Source organism: Pseudomonas sp. HD6422 (assembly GCF_025377065.1).
In the GTDB taxonomy this organism is placed as follows: domain Bacteria; phylum Pseudomonadota; class Gammaproteobacteria; order Pseudomonadales; family Pseudomonadaceae; genus Aquipseudomonas; species Aquipseudomonas putida_U.
This window is the reverse complement of sequence record NZ_JAHWIW010000012.1, coordinates 66,223-85,282: the sequence shown is the minus strand read 5'-3', so window position 1 is coordinate 85,282 and position 19,060 is coordinate 66,223. Positions and strand designations below refer to the sequence as shown.

Here is a 19,060-nt window from a genome sequence, read left to right as displayed (position 1 = left end):
GTGGCAAAATGCCTCGTCACTTGATTCGAGGCATGGATGCTCAGGTTCCCGCGCTTTTCCTTGCGCCAATTGGTGTTTGGCCTTTCCCTGGTCGCGATCGCACTGCTCGACCCCTTAGGGCTCGCCAGTTCCACGGACGATGCATCGTCGCGCTGGTTGAACCGGCTGTTGGCCAACAGCTATGCCGACGACGGGCAACGCCAAGTCGTGGTCGTATTGATCGACGACGACTATCTGCTGCGCAACGATACCTATTGGCCCTTGCCCTACACCGAACAGAGCCGGCTGTTCAAACGTCTGCTCGCCTACAGGCCAGAGGCTGTTTTCATCGACCTGTTGTACAGCCATGACCATTCCCGAGTTGTGCCCGGCCAGCATCCACGGATGGAAAGTCAGGTCTTGGCCAATGTCTTCGAACGCTACCAGCAGCAGGGCATTGCGTTGCTGGTAGCCAATACCGGCGTCGAGCGTGGCACCCCAGATGGCGCCAACACCTTGCCGCAGCTGGCCAAGGCCAGCACACCAGCCTTGGTCAGTTGGAGCGGATATGGCGCTCAGTATCCCCTCGCCGTGCCAACCGAGCTCGGCGCACTGGAGACGCCGGCACTGGCGATGTACCGCCGCTATTGCCTCAGCCATACCTGCACCGGGCTGCCCACCAGTGCCGACGAAGCCATCCGGCTCCGGCCCATGACCGTACAATGGGGGGTGCACCAATCGCCTCTGCAGGCCAAGGTTTCCGACATCAGCGACTGCCATGTGCCAGGCCTTTTCGACCAGCTGCTCCAGGCCATTTTCTGGAAGCTCGGCAACGACGCCCAAGCCAACTGTGCCTATACGCTGACCCTTTCGGCCGCTGACTTGGAGGTAACTGACCCGGAACAGCAGGCCCTGCTGCGGCAATTACTGCGAGGCAAGATGGTGCTGGTCGGCGCGCGTATCGCAGGGACTGGTGATGTCACGCAGTCACCGCTGCACGGCAAGGTTCCCGGGGTCTACTTGCACGCAATGGCCCTGGATAACCTCATCAATTGGGGCATGAATTACTACCGGTCCACACCGACATTGGCCGAGCTCGACCTGCTACGCAATGTCTCCATCGACGTCATCGATGCGATCGAGCTGCTACTGCTGGCCCTGCTCACCTACCTCAAAGGGACACTCGAAGCCCCCTTGTTCTCATCTGCTTTCAGCGGCCAGCGCGCACACTTGAGGATCGGCCCGGTGATGGCCTGGGGGCTGGTCATGATGCTACTAGGCGGCCTGAGCGTAATCCTTTGGCGATGCAACTACACGCCCGCCAACGTGCTAGGCCTGCTGTTGCTTTCCCTGACGTTGTTCAGTACCCGGATTCAAGCCCTGCTCGACGGCAAGGCGCGGAGCCGTTTGGATTTTGCTACTCATGGAGCCCAGAGATGAGAAAGACCGCCCTTTTCCTGTTCGCCGCGCTGTTGAGCCAAAACCTGTTCGCCACGCCAATGGTCGAGGCTTTTCTAGAAGATCCGCTACCAATCCTTGACGAGCAAGGCAAGTCACTGCGCGACGTCGCGCGGGCCAGCCTGCCGAAACAAGCCGTGCAGGTGCTGCAGTACAACAAGGATCTGGACCTGGTACAGGTCGACTTGGCCGGCGAGAAAGTTTGGCTAGACACCATGAGCGTGCGCGTCGCCCCACCACTGAACGTCGTCAAACTACCGTGCCAGAAGCTGACCAGGAGCATGGCCGAAGATCATCAGAATAATTCGACCATCGGATTCGGTGCCGGGTGTGAAAAATGACAAAGGACAAAGCCCTTATCGTCTCATTGGCAGCAGCCCTAACGATTTCGTTGAGCGGCTGCCAGACCTTAGGCGGGGCCAATGACGCGCTCATGAACCTGGTCGGCCCATCCACTCAATCGCGCTTGGATGGCCGCTACTTGGACCAGGAGCAGGTGCGCCAATACTACCGCCTTGACCCTCAGCATGCCGGCCAACTTCGCCTGAGCTTCGATGGCCGGACATTGCCTGCCGATGAGATACGCCAACAGAACCTGGTGCGTATTCCCAAACTGCAAACCTACCTGCAAGGCATCGTCACGCGACTGGCCAAGGGATGGCCGGGGCAAGCCCCGGCCCTGCAGGTACGCATCATCGACAGCTACGCGTTCGGCCCTTCGGCCGATCCCTACGGCAATATCTACGTACCCCTCGGCATGCTCGACAACGTCGAGAGCGAAGACGAGATCGCCGCCATGCTCGGCCATGAAATGAGCCATGTACTGCTGCGCCATCATGATCGCCTTGCAACCTTCCAGCAGCAAAAGGCGCTGATGACCAATGTCGCCAGTACCGTGGTGATCGCAGCCATGGCCAAGGACACGGGCTTGAACCGCGATACTGGCAAGTTCTACAGCAAGGACCCGTTGCGCACCCAGAAAACCATCGGCAATACCGTCCTGTATACCGCATTGGCCAATAGTTTCTCGGACAATGTCTGGAGCACCGCATGGGGGCGTACCCAGGAAGATCAGGCCGACTTGCTGGGGGCCGACCTGATGGTCAGCGCTGGCTACGCACCCAGGGCCTCCAGTGTGAGCTTGCAGCGCCTAAACGATTTCCAAGGCAAGCAAAAACCGCTGCTGAGCAGTTTCCTGGAACAGCGGCAGGTCGCCGTGACTGAATCCCTGAAGCAGTTCGACATCAACCGCACTTCGCGCGAGCTGCAAACGCTGCTCAACCAAGGTCTGGGAACCGCCATCGCCTCCACCGGCCAATACTTGAGCCGCTCGCACATGTCACCGATGCATCGGGATGAGGAGCTGCGCCAGTATCTGCAACGCGAATACAAGCAGCAGTCGCGAGCGCGTGTCGATAGGCGGAGTTGGCCAAAGATTCGGGACAACGCAGAGGTGCAACGCTCGTTGCAAGGCTATCGCAGTGCCTATGCAGCAACGACCGCCCTGGAACAGAAAAAACTCCCAGAAGCCGCAGCGTTTGTCGCACAGGCCTTGTCTTCTCCGGTCGCGGACCAACCTGGCATACGCCGGGCCGCCTACAGCCTGCATGCGGCGCAAGGCAACAGCCGCGCCGCGCTGGCCGACCTGCAGGCCATCACGGACTGGTCACTGGCCAGCCCATCGATCTATGACCTGATAATCGGCCATCACTTGAGAAACAACCAACCTCAGGCAGCCTTGGCCATGATCGAAGAGGCCGAACGCACGTTGGGCTCCGAAGAACTGTTCATCACCGAAAAGCTCATGGCCAACCGTCAGCTCAAGGCCGATAACCAGGTAAAGCAGGTGCTGCGCAAATGCGAGCAATACCCCAGCCGTAAAGAGAGCTGTCGCAAACTGGTGCCGACCACCGCTTGAGCGATGTCCAGCCCTCACGGGCTGGACATCCAAGACATCAGCACTCCGGCGCGGTACGCAAACGCCCTTCGATCCGGCGCTTGAGTCCGCGTGGCTCGATGATCAGGCGCGCACCCAGTTGACGCTGGGCCCGCGCCCAGTCTTCGAGCAGCTCGAGCACCGAGTGATCCATGTATCGAAGGTTGGCCAACGGCACATGCAGATGCGTGCCAGCAGGCACGGCCTCCAATGCTTTGGTCAACGCCGGCACCTTGAGGAACGTGGCTGCACCGCTCAAGCGCAGCTCCATGTGCCCAGGCTGGGCCAGGCTCACCAGATTGATCTTCAACCGTGCGGCCTTGAACGCCAGCTTCAGCAGGGTCAAAGCGAAGCCCAACAGCACCCCGGTCAGCAGGTCGGTGAAGACGATCGCCAAGGCCGTAGCCGCGTAGGTGAACATCGGCATCCGCCCGTAGCGGCCCAGGCCCCTGAACGCCTTGAAGTCCACCAACTTGATACCGGTGTACACCAGCACGCCCGCAAGGCTCGCCACCGGGATCTGCTGTAGCACGCTGCTCAGCACCACGACGAAGGCCAATAACCACAGGCCATGCAGGATCGCCGAAGCGCGTGTCTGCGCACCGGCCTGGACGTTCGCCGAACTGCGCACGATCACCCCTGTCATGGGCAAGGCACCCAACACACCGCAGAGCATGTTGCCGATACCTTGTGCCGACAGTTCGCGATCGAAGTCCGAGCGTTGGCCGCTTTGCATGCGATCGACCGCAGCGGCGGAGAGCAAGGTCTCGGCGCTGGCGATGAAGGCGAGGGCGAACGCGGCGACCAGCAGGGTGGGGTCGGCCAGCTTGAGCAAGTCATCCGGGCGAATCCAGTCGATGGCCTCGGACAGGTCGGCAGGCACCACCACACGATTGACCGGCAGGGCCAGCCACATGCTGATGATCGTCATGGTCGCGACCCCGAGCAGTGCGCCGGGGATGAACCGCAGCTTCTGCGGACGCCAACGCTCCCAACTCCACATCAAGGCAATGGTCCCCAGACCCAGTGCCCCCGCCTGCCAACCATTACCGGCAGCCTCCTGGGGCAAGGCCGCCATCAAGGTGGCTGGAAACTCCAGCAGGTTCTGCATACCGGACGGCTGCGGCGTCGTGTCGAACATCACATGCACCTGAGACAGCACGATCAGTATGCCGATGCCTGCAAGCATGCCGTACACCACTGCCGGCGCCGTCACCCGGAACCAGCAGCCCAGGCGCAGGCGCCCGGCTAGCAGTTGCAATACCCCAGCCAGCAACAGGATCGGCCCGAGCATGCCCATGCCGTGCTGGCGCACCAACTCGAACACCAGCACCGCCAGACCCGCTGCGGGGCCGCTGACCTGCAACGGCGAACCGGCCAGAAAGCCCACCACGACGCCACCGATGATGCCGGTGATCAGGCCCTTGGCCGGCGGCATGCCGGAAGCGATGGCGATGCCCATGCACAGGGGTAGAGCGACCAGAAAGACCACCACCGACGCTAGCAACTCACGCGGCAGGGCCGCTTTCAACTGTGTAATGTTCACCCTATTTCTCCTTTCTCTGTCGCACGACCAATCCGCTGGTCGTGGGCACGTGGGTCCCTGACGAACGCGCAGGCGCTGGCCGCCAGCGAAAATGCCGGCAGGGCAGTCAGGGAATTCAAGGCAGCCGAAGGCCGCGCCACACCCCTATGGGGTGCAGCCGGCTATCAAGGCTCTAGCTGTGGACGGGTCGCTTAGTAGCGGCCTCTCGGAGTGGCGCAGGGAACCGGCTCGCCGGCGGCCAGGGGCATGAAGCTGTCGCTGGCAGCGTCGTAGGCTTCGATTCGGCTGGTCTCGATGTCGTAGACCCAACCGTGGATGTACAACTCACCGGCCGCCAGGCGCGAGGCGACCGAAGGGTGAGTGCGCAAGTGATGCAGCTGGGCGATGACGTTTTCCTTGGTCAGCACCTGCATCGTCTCGTGCTCGCTGCCACAGGAACAGTTGTTCTCGACCACGGTACGGGCGACCTCGGCGTGGCGCAGCCAGGCACCGACGGTCGGCATCTTGTCCAGCGAGTGCGGGTTGAGTACTGCACGCATCGCGCCGCAGTCGGAGTGACCGCAGATGATGATGTGATGCACCTTCAACGCCAGTACGGCGTATTCGATGGCGCTGGAAACACCCCCGTTCATCTGGCCATATGGCGGTACGACGTTACCGACGTTGCGGGTCACGAACAGGTCGCCGGGCGAGCTCTGGGTGATCAGTTCGGGGACGATGCGCGAGTCGGCACAGGTAATGAACATGGCACGCGGCGTTTGCGCCGTGGCGAGCTTCTTGAACAGCTCCTGCTGTTCGGGGAAGACGTCATGGTGAAAACGCAGGAAGCCGTCGACGATGTGTTTGAGGGCGGCATCGGCGCTCTCGGCAGGGGCCTGCGGAACGACCTTGGAAGGGTCCTTGACGGGCATGATTCATCCTCTTGGCGGTGTGTAGGTAAATCCATTTTACCGGGGAAAGATTCTGGCTATGCAGGGAGTTAGATGACACGCACAGGCCATTGATCACAGTCTTCGTCGACTGGGTTCCTACGCTAACGGGGAAAACTTAACTGAAACTTAATTCGAAGGCTCTAGAACGGGTGTTCCAGATGAGGAAGGCGGGATCTAGATAATAGCAAAAAAGCATCAAATGGCTAGGGGTATGAGTGTAATTATTGAGTCGGATTAGTCGTACTGTGGACAGCGGCCTAAAACAACGCCATTTGTCCACCTGGCGGGCAAAACGCCGAGCAATCCAGCGCTTGCGCTTCCCGTCCGGCGAACGCCAGACGTTTCATGGCCCGGGCGAAGCGCTGGGCCAATAACTCGGCAAACACACCCTCGCCGCGCATGCGTGCGCCAAAGCGGCTGTCGTACAACGCTCCACCACGGCTCTGGCGAATCAGGCTGAGCACATGAGCTGTCCGCTGCGGGTAATGGTCCTGCAACCATTGCTCGAACAGCGGCGCCACTTCCAGCGGCAGACGCAGCATCATGTAGGCCGCGCTCTGGGCTCCAGCTTCCTTGGCGGCCTGAAGCAGATGCTCCAGCTCACTGTCGTTGATCATCGGAATCATCGGCGAGCACAGTACTCCCACCGGTACGCCGGCTTCGTGCAACACGCGGATCGCTCGCAAGCGGGCCTTGGGCGAGGCCGCACGCGGCTCCAGCACCCGTTTGAGTTCATCGTCCAGGGTGGTCAGGCTGATCATCACCCGCACCAGCCGCTGACCGGCCATCTCCGCCAGCAAGTCAAGATCGCGCAGTACCAGCGATCCCTTGGTGACGATGGTCACCGGGTGGCGAAAACGTAGCAGGACTTCGAGCAACTGTCGGGTCAGGCGCTGGTCGCGCTCGATCGGCTGATAGGGGTCGGTGTTGGCGCCGAGGTTGATCGGCGCGCAGACGTAACCGGGCTTGCTCAGCTGCTCGGCCAATACCTCGGCAGCGTTGGTCTTGGCGATCAGCTTGGTCTCGAAGTCCAGGCCTGGCGACATGTCCCAATAGGCGTGGCTAGGCCTCGCATAGCAATAGATACAGCCATGTTCGCACCCCCGATAGGGGTTGATCGAACGGTCGAAGGGCAAGTCGGGCGAGGTATTGCGGGCGATGATGGTCTTGGCCATCTCGACCCGCACCTCGGTGCCCTGGGTTTGGGGTACTTCCTGGTACCAGCCGTCGTCCTCCACCACCGAGCGGTTGGGCGCGAAGCGGTTATGGGGATTGCTGGCGGTACCGCGACCGCGGATGGAAGTCGGTTGCATGATCGGCCCCGTATACTGTATTTACGTACAGTATCGCAAAGCACCGAACCTTTGCCACTACCGTCAGGCAGAACCCTGCCGACGCGCATAGGCTTGCAGCGACATGTTCCGACCTACGAAAGCCAGGAACGAGGCACCCATACCACGCAAGCCGCCCTTGGCCAGGATCTCGTGGCGCACCGCTCGGCCCAACGCGGCCTCATCGGCATCGGCTGCCTCGAAGCGGGTGAACGCATCGATCGCGTGGGTCTGCGCCCATTTATAGGTGTAGAACCCGGCTTCGTAGCCGGTCACCATGTAGTCGAACGTTTCGGCGAAACGGTCCTCGGCGAACCCTTCGGGCAACCCGACACGACGAGTGGCAGCGACGGCCAACTGGCGCAAGTTCTGGCGGGCGTCTGGGTCACGGTGTACGAAGAAGTCGAACCAGCCCTTGCGCAGTTGTTCGGCCTCGCTCACCGATTGCATGCGGCTCCTGGCCGCCAGCCACTGGCGCAACTGCGGCAACGACACCGACGCCGGCTGTGCAACGGCATGCAGGGTGGACGCCGACCAGCACCACTGTTCCATGAACTTGCCAACGAACTCGCAACGGTCCGCGCCGAGCGATGTATCGGCGACCCGGTTGAGCCGACGGTGCCGGTTGGTCACCAGCACCTGGTTCAAGGCATGCCCGAACTCGTGGAACAGCTGGCACAGCTGCTCATGACTCAAAAGTGACGCTGGCTGGCCCGCGACTCGCTTGACGTAGCAGGAGAGCAGCACGGCCGGCAATATGACCACCCCATCGGCATCGACATGACGCTGACGCATGGGGTAGCAGGTCGGCCAAGGCAGCTTGTCCGCGCGCGCATATATATCCAGGTAGATATGACCGAGGGTCGCTCTCGCCTCGCTGACCTCGAGAACATGCACATCCGGATGCCAGGCAACCACGGCAGAGGACGAGATCCGAATACCCAGCAGCCGCTCATGCAATTGCCACAAACCCGTCAGGACCCTGTCCAACGGGAACAGCGTCTGCATGCGCATCTCGATTTCCTCACTGCCTTGCAGGCGTAGCTGACGCGCCAGGTATGCCGTGTCCCACGGCTCGACCGGGGCGATTCCCAGCTGCTCGCCGTGGGCCTCGATCACCCGCAGATCGTCTTGCAGGCGAGGGCGGTTTTGCTCGATCAGGTTTTCGATGAACCCTTCGACCTGCTCCGCCGTGCGCGCCTCCCGGGTTTCCAGGCCCAGTTGCGCTGCATCGGTCAGTCCCAGCAATTGAGCCCGCTCGTGACGCAGGCGCAATAACGCACGCAGTACGGGCTCATTGTCCAACGCACTGTCCGGCCCCAGATCGGATGCCAGGTTTCGCGAGGCGCGGTACACCGTTTCGCGCAGTTTTCGATCGTCGGCCCAGGCGAGCAGCGCCTCGACCGTCGCTTGCTCAAGGTCGAGCCGCCAGCCCTGTTCGCCAAGGGCTTGGGCATTGGCGGCCAGCCGCTCGCGCAGCGTCGACGGCAGGCCGGCCAGGTCGGACTCGTCGGTGATCAGGTAGTCCCAGGCAGTACGTGCCTTTTCCAGGTTGCCCAGGAACTGGTCTTGCAACCGGGCGATCGCCGCCTCGGTCTCGCGTAGTTGCACGAGTTCGGTCCCATGGAGACCATGCCCACCCAGGCGCAGGTCACGCAGGATGAGGGCGTGCACCACTTTCCGTTCGTCGTCGAGCTGGAGGGTGTCGAGACGCTGGTAGGCGTCATGCAGCCCAGGCTGGCTGTATTTGTCCTGCTTCCAGGCCATGCACAGTTCATAACAGGCGTTGACTGCGTCGCGCCAAGCGCCGTCTTCGTACGCCAGCGGTACGAGCAGATCGAACAGGCCTTCGATTCGCTGGTCCAGACGGTCGATCGCCAACACGAAATTGTCCCACCCAGGCGATTGTCCGTGGGCTTGGATGATCTGTTCGAGGGCCGCGATATTGGTATCGCGCAAGGTTCGGAAGAGGGGCTCGAGCTGCTCGGGTCGCAACGCGGAATAGTCAAGCAAGCCATGGGCCAGCGTGGGCAGACTGTCGGTCATGGGGCACTCCCTGGTGCTGATTGAAGGGCGGCCAAGGTAGGGCGCCGCTCAACCAGGTCAGGAAGCCATATCTAAGTGCAACAGGGCCGGCGCCCGTGCAGGCGCCGGCCCGAAGATCACTCGGTGGGCTTTTTCAGCTTGGGGTTGGGGAAGAACTGCACCGTCTGCACCTGGGCCGGGGCAGCGGCCTTGGGCGCCTGCTGATTGACCCGTGTGCCCAGTTCCTTGGGCACCGACAGGCCCTGCTCGTTGAGGGTGTCGGTGAAGCCGCAGGCGACGCACTCGCGGTGCGGCACACCGTCCTCGTTCCACATCATCAGCTTGTCCGGCTCGCTGCACGCCGGGCATACCGCACCGGCGATGAAACGCTTCTTGGTCTTGTTCACGACGACCTCGCTCATGCTGCCGCGTCCTCGCTCAGGCCACTGTGGCGCAGCAAGGCATCGATGGAAGGCTCACGGCCACGGAAGTCGACGAACAGCACCATCGGCTCACGCGAACCACCACGGGCCAGAATAGCCTCGCGGAAGGCGCGGCCGGTCTCGGCGTTGAGCACGCCTTCTTCCTCGAAGCGCGAGAAGGCGTCGGCCGACAGCACCTCGGCCCATTTGTAGCTGTAGTAACCTGCGGCATAACCGCCAGCGAAGATATGGGCAAAGCTGTTGGGGAAACGGTTGTACGCCGGCGGACGCATCACCGAGACCTCGTCGCGAACACCTTCGAGCACCTGTAGCACGCTGCGGCCATCGCCGTGACTGGCGTGCAACTCGAAGTCGAACAGCGAGAATTCCAGCTGGCGCACCATCATCATGCCGGATTGGAAGTTCTTCGCCGCCAGCATCTTGTCCAGCAGGTCTTGGGGCAGGGCAGCACCGGTTTCGTAATGACCGGAAATCAGCGCCAGGCCTTCAGGTTCCCAGCACCAGTTCTCCATGAACTGGCTCGGCAGCTCGACTGCATCCCAGGCCACGCCGTTGATGCCGGACACGCCAGCATGCTCGATGCGGGTCAGCAGGTGGTGCAGGCCGTGGCCGAACTCGTGAAACAGCGTGGTGACTTCATCGTGGGTCAGCAGCGCGGGCTTGCCGGGCGCTGCCGGGGTGAAGTTGCACACCAGGTTGGCCACCGGGCTCTGCAACGCGCCCTCGGCCGTGCGGCGACGGTCGCGAGCGCCGTCCATCCAGGCACCGCCGCGCTTGTTGGCGCGGGCATACAGGTCGAAGAAGAAGCGGCCGACGTGTTGGCCGTCTTCCTTGATCTCGAACAGACGCACGTCCGGGTGCCAGGTGTCGAAATCTTTGAGCTCGGTAATCTCGATGCCGTACAGGCGCTGGACGATGGCGAACAGGCCCCCGAGCACCTTGTCGATGGGGAAGTAGGCACGCAGGGTTTCCTGCGAGACGCTATAACGCTGCTCGCGCAGCTTCTCACCGAAATAGCCTGCGTCCCAGCTGGCCAGCTCGGCGCAGCCCTGTTCGGCAGCGTAGGCCTTGAGTTGCTCCAGGTCCTGGGCGGCGAAGGGTTTGGAGCGCTTGGCCAGGTCACGCAGGAAGCTCAGCACCTGGTCGCTGGACTCGGCCATCTTGGTCGCCAGGCTCAGTTCGGCGTAGTGCTTATAGCCCAGCAGCTCGGCCAGTTCCTGACGAAGATCGAGGATCTCGCGCATCACCGGGCCGTTGTCGAACTGACCGGCGTTCGGCCCCTGGTCCGAGGCACGGGTGCAGTAGGCGGCGTACAGCTCTTCGCGCAGCGCGCGGTCGCTGGCGTAGGTCATTACCGCGTAGTAGCTGGGGAATTCCAGTGTGATCAACCAGCCTTCGAGGCCTTTGGCCTGGGCGGCGGCGGCCATCTGTGCCTTGGCCGAATCAGGCAGGCCGGCCAGGGCGGCTTCGTCGGTGACGTGCTTGGTCCAGGCCTGAGTAGCGTCGAGCAATTGGTTGGAGAAGCGGCTGCCCAGTTCGCTGAGCTTGCTCTGCACCTGGGCATAACGCTGCTGCTGATCGGCCGGCAGGTCTATACCCGACAGGCGGAAGTCACGCAGGGCGTGCTCGAGAATCGTTTTCTGCGCCACGTCGAAGCCAGCGGCTTCGGGGCTGTCGATCAGCGCCTGATAGGCTTCGAACAGCGCACGGTTCTGTCCCAGTTCGGTAGAGTAGGCACTGAGCGCCGGCAGGCACGCCTCATAGGCCTCGCGCAGCTCCTGGCTGTTGCACACCGCGTTGAGGTGGCTGACAGGGCTCCAGGCAGCGCCCAGTCGGTCGTTGAGTTCGTCCATGGCCAGCACCAGGCCGGCCCAGGTAGGCTGCTTGCCTTGCTTTTCGAGGATCTGGGCAATGGCTTTGCGGTTGTCGGCCAGGATCTCTTCGATGGCTGGCAGCACGTGTTCGGCACGGATCGCCGAGAACGGCGGCAGATCGTAGGGCTGCAGAAGCGGGTTGTTCGCACTCACGGTTTGGATACCTTGGCAGAAGAAACACTGGACCATCTTAATTACAATCGACGCCGACCGCAGCAGGCAGCCTGCCTATCGGCACAGATGAGAGACGCTATCATGGCCATCCGAAGCTTCCAGCAACACACTCCGAAAGTTGGACCACGTGCCTTCGTCGACCGTTCGGCAGTGGTGCTGGGCGACGTGGAGATCGGCGAGGACAGCTCGGTGTGGCCGTTGACGGTGATCCGCGGCGACATGCACCGCATCCGTATCGGTGCGCGCACCAGCGTGCAGGACGCCAGCGTGCTGCACATCACCCACGCCGGCCCGTTCAACCCCGACGGTTTCCCGCTGATCATCGGCGACGAGGTGACCATCGGCCACAAGGTGATGCTGCACGGCTGCACCCTGGGCAATCGCATCCTGGTCGGCATGGGCAGCACCATCATGGATGGCGCCATCGTCGAAGACGAGGTGATCATCGGCGCCGGCAGCCTGGTGCCGCCGGGCAAGCGCCTGGAGAGCGGCTACCTGTACGTGGGCAGCCCGGTGAAGCAAGCGCGACCGCTTTCCGACAAGGAGCGGGCGTTCTTCCCGTATAGTGCCGGCAACTACGTAAAGCTCAAGGACCAGCACCTGGCCGAAGGCTACGACCAACCTGAGTGACTTCTTCGCGGCCAAGCGGCGCCATCCCTTGCGGGAGCGGGTTTGCCCGCGAAGAAGACCCCGCAGCATTCAAGTGGAACGCCTCATGCACCAACAGAACATCCTTTTCGACCTCGACGGCACCCTGACCGACCCTCGTCTGGGCATCACCCGCTCGATCCAATACGCCCTGGCCAAACTGGGCATCGACGAGCCGGACCTCACGCGCCTGGAGCACTTCATCGGGCCACCGCTGTTACAGGCCTTCATGCAGTTCTACGATTTCGACGAAGCCAAGGCGTGGGAGGCGGTGAACCACTACCGCGAACGCTTCCGGGTGACCGGTCTTTACGAGAACCACGTGTTCGATGGCGTGCCTGAGCTGCTCGAGGCACTCAACGACCAGGGCCGCACGCTATACATCGCCACCTCAAAACCGTGGGAGTTCGCCCGTGAGATCGCCCGTCACTTCGCTTTCGACCACCACTTCAAAGTGATCTACGGCAGCGAGCTGGATGGCACCCGCACCAACAAGGTCGAGTTGATTCGCCACCTGTTGGACCAGGAGGGGCTGGATCCTTCGCAGACGCTGATGATCGGCGACCGCAAGCACGACCTGATCGGCGCTCGCAGCAATGGGCTGCAGGCGGTGGCGGTCGGGTACGGGTTTGGCAGCCAGGATGAACTGGAGGCTGAAGCGCCGGCTTTTCACTTCGCCACGTTGGCGCAGTTGCATCAGGCGTTCATCAAGGCCTGATGGCCGGGGCCGCAGAGCGGCCCCAAACCCTCGTCGGCTTACCTCAACCGCTGCAACGCTGCTGTGCGCTGTTCGATCGGCAACTGCCCCAATCGCTCCACCCGCTGGTAGAACAGCCGCCAATTCCCGCCCACCTCGCCAAACAACGCCGCGAACGCTGGCACCCACTGGTCGTACAGACCAAACGGCAGCAGTTTGGCATTGTTCATCGGCCCGTAGATCCAGGCGTCGTAGCGCTTGTCCCCCGCCCACGGCCCATCGCGCAATACCCGGTACTCGCGCCGCAGGCGCTGAAATTCGGCCTGCTTGGCCTCCCGCTTGTGCGCATCGTCCAGCGGACCTGCATAGATCGCCTGCAGGCGCTCGCGACTGGCCAGTACCAATCGAGTGAACTGCGCCCGTTGTCCGGCCTGGCCATCCTCCAACGCCGGCAATCCAAAGGCCGCGCGCCATTGCCGGGCACCCTCCTGCTCGACGAAGGTGGCAAACGACTCATTGAACGCGGTGTCGTCACGCACATAGAAGCGCTGGTGCGCCAATTCGTGAAAGATCAACGCCGCCAGGCGCTCATCGCCCCAGCCGACCATCGTCGACAGAATCGGGTCGTCGAACCAACCCAGGGTCGAATAGGCCTCGACGCCCCCGACATAAACATCCAGGCCGTCCTGGCGCATCAGCGCCGCCGCACCGCGAGCTGCGCCCTGACGGTAGTAGCCGCGGTAGGCGACGCAGCCGGCGATGGGGAAGCAGTGAGTCACCGGTTGCAGCGACAGCTCGGGAGTCGCGAAGACATTCCACACCACATAGGGTCGACCGAGGTCGGCATAGACCCGGTAGCTGCGATTATCTGGCAGTTGCAGGTGTTCGCTGGCAAAGCGCCGCGCCTGTTCCGCATGAGCCAGGCGTTGGCGCAATAGCGGGCTGCTGGTCGGATCGGCCAACACGTCATCCACAGGCTGGCGCGCCCGCAGCAGTTGCCATTGCCCTTGGGCCAGTTGCCCGTAATAACCGACGCTGGTGCAACCGTTCAGCAGAAGCACGGCCAGCAGGGGAACCAATCTGCTGAAAATGCGGTCGAGTGGCCCAGGGCCCGAGCGCTGCAAAAGAAAAATTCGATCCATCTGGGGTCGTCCCGCTCGCTCACGGCCAATGCGCCCAAGACTATCTTGCCCGGGGGAGTACCGCCATGCGTGCACTGTTGGTCGCCAGTTCGCTGACCCTGCTATCTGCCTGCTCGACCTTGCCCGATCCCGATCCCAATCAGGCCTGGATCGATCTAGACCCGCATGCCGATACATCGTTGCACGCCGTCCAGGTGGACGAACGTGAATGGGCAGACAATCGCTACTTCGAAGTAGCGCCTGGCAGCCACGAGTTGACCGTGCGCTATCAGTTCCCTGTCACGCCGAGCAATATCGGCCCGGTGAATGAACCACTGTGGCGCGATTGCCAGCTCAACCTGACGTTCAAGGACTTCGGCGCCGGCCAGCGCTATCAGCTGCAAGCCGGCAGCATCGGCTTCCGGCCCTGGATCAAGCTCTACGATCACCAGCAAAAACTCGTCGGCCAAGGCCTGCCAGCGGGCTGTCAGCGCACCTGAACCGCCTGAACGGCGCTATGCTTGTACCTTGTGAGTCGCACGCGGGAGTATTGCAATGCGCCAGCCCATGATGCTGATCGCCCTCAGTGCCCTGGGGGCTTGCGCCAGCCCCTTGCCGCCGGCCGACCCCAAGCAGGCCTGGGTCGACCTCTACACCATGACCCCTGGGCGTCTGGTCATGGCCGACCGACTCGACGGTCAACGGCTGAACGATGGCCGCTACTTCCAGGTAACCCCCGGCAAGCACGAATTGGTGGTGCGCTTCGACTACGAAGTGTACTCAGGCGGCTTGACCACCGACCCTCGGGATCGCACCTGCTATCTCACCGTGCGTTTCGATAACTTCAAGGCCGGTGAACGTTATCGCCTGGTTGCCCGTGCGCCGGTCATGGACCCCGAGGTGGCGATGTACGACGCCAGCCGCAACAAGGTGGTGGATGAAGCGAGCAACGTGTTCTGCATACCCTAGGCGCAGCGACCCCATGGAAGCGGCCTTGGCTGCTTCCATGGGGCGAGCGCTTACTGATCGTTCTTCTGGTAGATGATCTTCTTGGTTCCGCCATCGCAGGAGCCGACGACCATATTCTGGTCCTTCACCTCACTATTGGGCACGATTTCCAGGGTATAGGACGGTACGCCAGCAGCCTGGATCTTCGCTTCGATCTCGGCCTTGAGCTCTTCGCACGGTTTGACCGCCGCTAATGCTGAAGTGGCGAGGACAGAGGCCAGTGCGGCAATTACGACGCGTTTCATAGGAACGGCTCCCGAAAAGGCAGCCTCGCTGCCAACGCACTTTAGACTACAGCAATCTGCCACCGTTTCGCGGCTCAGCCCTCGAGCGAAGCATCCAGGCTGATCTTTGCCTTCAGCACCTTGGACACCGGGCAGCCGGCTTTGGCCTTGTCGGCGATCTGCAGGAACTGCGCCTCGCTGGCACCGGGCACCTTGGCCTTGAGGGTCAGATGTACCGCAGTAATGGCGAATCCATCGGGCTCGCGCTCCAGGCTCACTTCGGCAGTGGTATCGATGCGCTCCGGGGTAAGCCCCGCTTCGCCGAGCATCATCGACAGCGCCATGGAGAAACAACCGGCATGCGCGGCGCCGATCAGCTCTTCCGGGTTGGTCCCAGGCGAGCCTTCGAACCGGGTATTGAAACCGTAGGGGCTCTCCTTGAGCGCCCCGCTTTCGGTGGAAATCCGGCCTTTGCCGTCCTTGAGTCCACCTTGCCAAACCGCCGATGCTGTCTTTTTCATGATGCCTCCTGGTCAAGGGTTACATACGTACTGATTCAGAGGCAGCTCTCGTACAGCAAGTTCAGATCAATCCACCGGCGAGCATTGATTACTGCGATTCTGCCCATACACAGAACAAAAGGCTTCTGGCCTATGTCCTTTTGCGGAGGCTCCGATGACCCAGCTGCGTGACCTGAAGATTTCCACACTCGACCTGGTACCGGTACGCGCCGACGCCGGTCCTGCCCAAGCGCTACACAACTCCCTGGACCTGGCGCGCCACGTCGAACGCTTCGGTTACAACCGTTTCTGGGTGGCCGAGCATCACAACATGGACGGCATCGCCAGCTCCGCCACCTCGGTGCTGATCGGCTATCTGGCAGGTGGCACCTCGACCATTCGCGTAGGCTCCGGCGGTATCATGCTGCCCAATCACGCGCCCCTGGTGGTCGCAGAGCAGTTCGGCACCCTGGCCAGCCTCTATCCTGGAAGGATCGATCTGGGCCTGGGCCGTGCGCCGGGGTCCGATCAAATGACCGCCCATGCCTTGCGCCGTGACCGTGCTGGCAGTCCCGACGATTTTCCGGACGACGTCGAGGAGCTGTCACGCTACCTGGGGCCGCGAACCGATGACCAGAAAGTGATCGCCGTGCCGGGTCACGATACCGAGGTGCCCATGTGGCTGCTCGGCTCCAGCCTGTTCAGTGCTCAACTAGCCGGTATGCGCGGCATGCCTTATGCCTTCGCCTCGCATTTCGCGCCGCGCATGATGCATGAGGCGATCCGCATCTACCGCGATCACTTCAAGCCCTCGACCACCCTGGACAAGCCCTACGTGATGCTCGGCGTGCCGATGGTGGTTGCCGACACCGACGAGCGGGCCGAGTACCTGGCCACCTCGGTGTACCAACGCATTCTCGCGCTGATCCGAGGACAAAGCCTGATGCAGCGCCCACCGGTGCCGAGCATGGACGGCTTGTGGTTGCCCCATGAACGCGATGCGGTGGGTAGTTTCCTGGGCCTGGCGATGATTGGCAGCCCTCAGAAAGTACGCGCCAAGGTGGAGGTGTTGCTGGAGCAGACCGGAGCGGATGAGCTGATCTTCACCTGCGACCTCTACGAGCATGCCGACCGAGTGCGTTCCTATGAGCTGATGGCCCAAGCGCTCAAGACTGCGTGACCTCATACGCGGGCAAACCCCTCGCATCAACCACGCCGGTAGACGATTTCCTTGGTGCCGCCCTCGCAGCTACCGATGACCTTGCCCGCCGGCTCGCCCTTGTCCACCACTTCGAGGGTATAGCCTTCGACCCCCTTGGCATCGAGCTTCGCGGCAATTTCCGCCTTGAGCTCATCGCACGGCTTGCCCGCCGCTGAAGCTCCGCCCGCCAACACCATGAGCGCTACTGCCGACATCACTTTATTCATCACTCACTTTTCCTGATTGAATGAAGCCGAAAAAGGGCGCCGGCAGCGGCACCCTCGAGAAGTATCAGCACGCCTGGGCCACTGGCCCCGGCCGAACTTCAGCTGTTGGCGATACGGAAGCCGACCTTGAGCGTCACCTGGTAGTGCTCGACCTTGCCATCGCGGATATGCCCGCGGGTATCGACCACCTCGAACCATTCCAACAACTTGATGCTCTTGGCCGCCTCGGCCAGTGCATTGTTGATGGCGTCCTCGATGCTGGTGGTAGACGATCCAACCAACTCGATTTTCTTGTACGTGTGATGATCGCTCATGACGTTCTCCTTGAAGGGTTGTGACATTTGAGCCTAGCAGCGCCGGCTTGGTTTACCTGCGAGCCGTCGACGGCGCGGAAAGTTCGATCGCACTTTCAACGCAGCGGGAAGTCGCAATCCTTACCACCCCTACCGCGAAGGAGAGTCCACATGCCACGCAATTCGCTGCGCAAAGCGTCCCTGGAAAGCATGGAGTCGGAGATCGAAAGCCTGCTCAAAGCCCTGGAAAACCTTAAGCACGACGCCTCCGAGGAGTCGCAGAAGTCACTCAAGACCATTCGCAGCAATGCCGAAAGCGCGCTGCGTCACTCGCGCAGCCTGCTCGGCGAGGCCTATGAAGAGGTCAAGACCCGCACCCGCCAAACCGGCATCGCTACCCGCGACTATGCCCAGGAGCACCCACTGACCACCGCAGGTGTAGCGGTGGGGGCGCTGGGTCTGCTGGCCGCCTGGTTGCTGTGCAAGCGCAACTAGGCCAACTGACTGTCCAACTCCCGGCGCAGCCATTGCGCCAACTGCTCGGCGCGCCCATCTGCGGCGCGCCGCGGCACCCATAGCGCCAGCGCCGCCCGGGTCGGCGAGAACCCCCAAGGCGCGCTCAACCTCCCGGCACGCAGGTCATCGGCCACCAACGGTTGCGGCGCGATGGCGACACCGAGGCCCGCAACCGCCGCTTCCAAGAGGTAGTAAAGGTGCTCGAAGGCCTGGCCATACTGAAGGGCACCGGCGTCCAGCCCTTGTTTGCCAGCCCACGTCGGCCATGCCTGGGGTCTTGAGGTGGTGTGTAGCAGAGGCTCTCCCAGCAGAGCCTGCGCCGGGGCCGTGCGGAGCCGCTCGAAGCCTGCGAAATGCGGGCTCAGTACCGGCCCGATGCGCTCTTCGGCCAGCACATGCACCTGCATGTCCGCAGGCCAAAGAGGCTCGGCGTAGACCAGCAGCGCATCCAGCCCGGGACGGCGTGGGTCGAGGTCACCTTCGCCAGCCGACAGGTGCAGGCGCAACTCTGGCAGATCGGCGTTCAATCTTCCCAACCGTGGTATGAACCACCTCGCCAGCAGACTTCCCGAACAGCCCAGCACGAATGGTGCCTCGCTGATGTCCCGGCTGAGCTCCGCGCAGATGCCCCGCAGCCGGTCGAAGGCGTCGAAGCTCGCATCGCGCAGGCGGATACCGGCATCTGTGAGTTTGATGCCACGGCCATCCTTGACGAAAAGCGCCACCCCCAGATGCTCCTCCAACACCTTGAGCTGCCGGCTAACGGCGCCGTGGGTCACGTGAAGCGCTTCGGCTGCCTGACTGACACTGTTGAGCCGGGCCGTGGCCTCGAATGCGCGCAGGGCATTGAGCGGGGGGAGATCGTGGGCCATCGTCGTGTGAGATTTCCTGACAGGTTAGCGCAATCTTATCGGTTTTCAGCCGGGC

Annotated in this window: 21 protein-coding genes; 9 read left to right on the top strand and 12 right to left on the bottom strand. The window is 62.3% G+C overall.

Annotated elements, in window-relative coordinates; translation table 11 throughout:
- Positions 1 to 36 precede the first annotated feature (36 nt).
- Genes KY379_RS11070 through KY379_RS11060 form a run of 3 tightly spaced genes read left to right on the top strand, consistent with a single transcriptional unit; the run spans position 37 to position 3,355 of the window.
- Positions 37 to 1,419, top strand: a complete 1,383-nt coding sequence (locus KY379_RS11070; RefSeq protein ID WP_261239855.1) for a CHASE2 domain-containing protein — start codon at positions 37 to 39, stop codon at positions 1,417 to 1,419.
- The gene (locus tag KY379_RS11065; protein ID WP_261239854.1) at positions 1,416 to 1,778 is read left to right on the top strand and encodes a hypothetical protein; all 363 of its coding nucleotides are present in this window, start codon (positions 1,416 to 1,418) and stop codon (positions 1,776 to 1,778) included. The genes KY379_RS11070 and KY379_RS11065 overlap by 4 nt, the downstream gene beginning before the upstream one ends.
- Positions 1,775 to 3,355, top strand: coding sequence for a M48 family metallopeptidase (locus KY379_RS11060; protein WP_261239853.1), 1,581 nt, complete (start codon positions 1,775 to 1,777; stop codon positions 3,353 to 3,355). The genes KY379_RS11065 and KY379_RS11060 overlap by 4 nt, the downstream gene beginning before the upstream one ends.
- 37 nt (positions 3,356 to 3,392) lie before the next feature.
- Here the strand turns inward: KY379_RS11060 and KY379_RS11055 are convergent, their stop codons facing one another.
- The 6 genes from KY379_RS11055 to prlC form a co-directional block, all read right to left on the bottom strand.
- Complete coding sequence (locus tag KY379_RS11055) at positions 3,393 to 4,919, bottom strand: SulP family inorganic anion transporter (protein WP_261239851.1); 1,527 nt, start codon at positions 4,917 to 4,919, stop codon at positions 3,393 to 3,395.
- A gap of 191 nt (positions 4,920 to 5,110) precedes the next feature.
- A complete protein-coding gene (locus KY379_RS11050; RefSeq protein ID WP_133325762.1) occupies positions 5,111 to 5,830 on the bottom strand; it encodes a carbonic anhydrase in 720 nt (239 codons plus the stop codon).
- A gap of 278 nt (positions 5,831 to 6,108) precedes the next feature.
- The gene (locus tag KY379_RS11045) at positions 6,109 to 7,164 is read right to left on the bottom strand and encodes a PA0069 family radical SAM protein (RefSeq protein WP_133325760.1); all 1,056 of its coding nucleotides are present in this window, start codon (positions 7,162 to 7,164) and stop codon (positions 6,109 to 6,111) included.
- 63 nt (positions 7,165 to 7,227) lie between these two features.
- Positions 7,228 to 9,228 (bottom strand): M3 family metallopeptidase, encoded by a 2,001-nt coding sequence (locus KY379_RS11040; RefSeq protein WP_261239847.1) that lies wholly within the window; start codon positions 9,226 to 9,228, stop codon positions 7,228 to 7,230.
- Positions 9,229 to 9,344: 116 nt separating this feature from the next.
- Complete coding sequence (locus KY379_RS11035; protein ID WP_261239845.1) at positions 9,345 to 9,629, bottom strand: YheV family putative zinc ribbon protein; 285 nt, start codon at positions 9,627 to 9,629, stop codon at positions 9,345 to 9,347.
- Positions 9,626 to 11,713 carry an oligopeptidase A gene (prlC, locus tag KY379_RS11030; protein ID WP_196171458.1) on the bottom strand — a complete coding sequence of 696 codons (2,088 nt, stop codon included), beginning with the start codon at positions 11,711 to 11,713 and terminating at the stop codon, positions 9,626 to 9,628. The genes KY379_RS11035 and prlC overlap by 4 nt, the downstream gene beginning before the upstream one ends.
- Positions 11,714 to 11,779: 66 nt before the next feature.
- Here prlC and KY379_RS11025 point away from each other — a divergent pair, with 66 nt between their 5' ends.
- Together KY379_RS11025 and KY379_RS11020 are read left to right on the top strand one after the other, a co-directional pair.
- Positions 11,780 to 12,328 carry a gamma carbonic anhydrase family protein gene (locus tag KY379_RS11025; RefSeq protein ID WP_133325752.1) on the top strand — a complete coding sequence of 183 codons (549 nt, stop codon included), beginning with the start codon at positions 11,780 to 11,782 and terminating at the stop codon, positions 12,326 to 12,328.
- Between the two features lie 85 nt (positions 12,329 to 12,413).
- Complete coding sequence (locus KY379_RS11020; RefSeq protein ID WP_133325750.1) at positions 12,414 to 13,064, top strand: HAD family hydrolase; 651 nt, start codon at positions 12,414 to 12,416, stop codon at positions 13,062 to 13,064.
- 38 nt (positions 13,065 to 13,102) lie between these two features.
- Here KY379_RS11020 and KY379_RS11015 read toward each other — a convergent pair whose 3' ends face one another.
- On the bottom strand, positions 13,103 to 14,167 hold the full coding sequence (locus KY379_RS11015; RefSeq protein WP_261239947.1) for an aminopeptidase: 1,065 nt from the start codon (positions 14,165 to 14,167) through the stop codon (positions 13,103 to 13,105).
- Positions 14,168 to 14,250: 83 nt separating this feature from the next.
- Between KY379_RS11015 and KY379_RS11010 the strand changes: the two genes are divergently transcribed.
- On the top strand, positions 14,251 to 14,664 hold the full coding sequence (locus KY379_RS11010) for a hypothetical protein (RefSeq protein WP_133325748.1): 414 nt from the start codon (positions 14,251 to 14,253) through the stop codon (positions 14,662 to 14,664).
- Between the two features lie 55 nt (positions 14,665 to 14,719).
- Positions 14,720 to 15,133, top strand: a complete 414-nt coding sequence (locus KY379_RS11005) for a hypothetical protein (protein ID WP_133325746.1) — start codon at positions 14,720 to 14,722, stop codon at positions 15,131 to 15,133.
- 50 nt (positions 15,134 to 15,183) lie between these two features.
- On the opposite strand, the gene KY379_RS11000 is transcribed toward KY379_RS11005, so the two are convergent.
- Positions 15,184 to 15,417: a DUF1161 domain-containing protein gene (locus KY379_RS11000; protein WP_133325743.1), complete on the bottom strand. Its 234-nt coding sequence runs from the start codon at positions 15,415 to 15,417 to the stop codon at positions 15,184 to 15,186.
- A 74-nt stretch (positions 15,418 to 15,491) separates the two neighbouring features.
- Positions 15,492 to 15,917 (bottom strand): OsmC family protein, encoded by a 426-nt coding sequence (locus KY379_RS10995; RefSeq protein WP_133325741.1) that lies wholly within the window; start codon positions 15,915 to 15,917, stop codon positions 15,492 to 15,494.
- A 154-nt stretch (positions 15,918 to 16,071) separates the two neighbouring features.
- On the opposite strand from KY379_RS10995, the gene KY379_RS10990 reads away from it, so the two are divergent.
- Entirely contained in the window at positions 16,072 to 17,076 is a 1,005-nt protein-coding gene (locus KY379_RS10990; protein WP_133325739.1) for an LLM class flavin-dependent oxidoreductase, read from the top strand.
- A gap of 26 nt (positions 17,077 to 17,102) precedes the next feature.
- Here the strand turns inward: KY379_RS10990 and KY379_RS10985 are convergent, their stop codons facing one another.
- Both KY379_RS10985 and KY379_RS10980 read right to left on the bottom strand, forming a co-directional pair.
- A complete protein-coding gene (locus KY379_RS10985; protein WP_133325737.1) occupies positions 17,103 to 17,324 on the bottom strand; it encodes a DUF1161 domain-containing protein in 222 nt (73 codons plus the stop codon).
- Between the two features lie 98 nt (positions 17,325 to 17,422).
- Positions 17,423 to 17,638, bottom strand: coding sequence for a dodecin (locus KY379_RS10980; RefSeq protein WP_133325735.1), 216 nt, complete (start codon positions 17,636 to 17,638; stop codon positions 17,423 to 17,425).
- A 150-nt stretch (positions 17,639 to 17,788) separates the two neighbouring features.
- Between KY379_RS10980 and KY379_RS10975 the strand changes: the two genes are divergently transcribed.
- A complete protein-coding gene (locus tag KY379_RS10975; protein WP_133325733.1) occupies positions 17,789 to 18,112 on the top strand; it encodes a YqjD family protein in 324 nt (107 codons plus the stop codon).
- On the opposite strand, the gene KY379_RS10970 is transcribed toward KY379_RS10975, so the two are convergent.
- Positions 18,109 to 19,005, bottom strand: coding sequence for a LysR family transcriptional regulator (locus KY379_RS10970; protein WP_261239838.1), 897 nt, complete (start codon positions 19,003 to 19,005; stop codon positions 18,109 to 18,111). The genes KY379_RS10975 and KY379_RS10970 overlap by 4 nt on opposite strands.
- Positions 19,006 to 19,060: the final 55 nt, after the last annotated feature.

Coding starts and splice junctions, on each gene's coding strand:
- KY379_RS11070 (WP_261239855.1), top strand. CDS start 37: ATGCTCAGGTTCCCGCGCTTTTCCTTGCGCCAATTGGTGTTTGGCCTT.
- KY379_RS11065 (WP_261239854.1), top strand. CDS start 1,416: ATGAGAAAGACCGCCCTTTTCCTGTTCGCCGCGCTGTTGAGCCAAAAC.
- KY379_RS11060 (WP_261239853.1), top strand. CDS start 1,775: ATGACAAAGGACAAAGCCCTTATCGTCTCATTGGCAGCAGCCCTAACG.
- KY379_RS11050 (WP_133325762.1), bottom strand. CDS start 5,830: ATGCCCGTCAAGGACCCTTCCAAGGTCGTTCCGCAGGCCCCTGCCGAG.
- KY379_RS11045 (WP_133325760.1), bottom strand. CDS start 7,164: ATGCAACCGACTTCCATCCGCGGTCGCGGTACCGCCAGCAATCCCCAT.
- KY379_RS11040 (WP_261239847.1), bottom strand. CDS start 9,228: ATGACCGACAGTCTGCCCACGCTGGCCCATGGCTTGCTTGACTATTCC.
- KY379_RS11035 (WP_261239845.1), bottom strand. CDS start 9,629: ATGAGCGAGGTCGTCGTGAACAAGACCAAGAAGCGTTTCATCGCCGGT.
- prlC (WP_196171458.1), bottom strand. CDS start 11,713: ATGGTCCAGTGTTTCTTCTGCCAAGGTATCCAAACCGTGAGTGCGAAC.
- KY379_RS11025 (WP_133325752.1), top strand. CDS start 11,780: ATGGCCATCCGAAGCTTCCAGCAACACACTCCGAAAGTTGGACCACGT.
- KY379_RS11020 (WP_133325750.1), top strand. CDS start 12,414: ATGCACCAACAGAACATCCTTTTCGACCTCGACGGCACCCTGACCGAC.
- KY379_RS11010 (WP_133325748.1), top strand. CDS start 14,251: ATGCGTGCACTGTTGGTCGCCAGTTCGCTGACCCTGCTATCTGCCTGC.
- KY379_RS11005 (WP_133325746.1), top strand. CDS start 14,720: ATGCGCCAGCCCATGATGCTGATCGCCCTCAGTGCCCTGGGGGCTTGC.
- KY379_RS11000 (WP_133325743.1), bottom strand. CDS start 15,417: ATGAAACGCGTCGTAATTGCCGCACTGGCCTCTGTCCTCGCCACTTCA.
- KY379_RS10995 (WP_133325741.1), bottom strand. CDS start 15,917: ATGAAAAAGACAGCATCGGCGGTTTGGCAAGGTGGACTCAAGGACGGC.
- KY379_RS10990 (WP_133325739.1), top strand. CDS start 16,072: ATGACCCAGCTGCGTGACCTGAAGATTTCCACACTCGACCTGGTACCG.
- KY379_RS10985 (WP_133325737.1), bottom strand. CDS start 17,324: ATGAATAAAGTGATGTCGGCAGTAGCGCTCATGGTGTTGGCGGGCGGA.
- KY379_RS10980 (WP_133325735.1), bottom strand. CDS start 17,638: ATGAGCGATCATCACACGTACAAGAAAATCGAGTTGGTTGGATCGTCT.
- KY379_RS10975 (WP_133325733.1), top strand. CDS start 17,789: ATGCCACGCAATTCGCTGCGCAAAGCGTCCCTGGAAAGCATGGAGTCG.
- KY379_RS10970 (WP_261239838.1), bottom strand. CDS start 19,005: ATGGCCCACGATCTCCCCCCGCTCAATGCCCTGCGCGCATTCGAGGCC.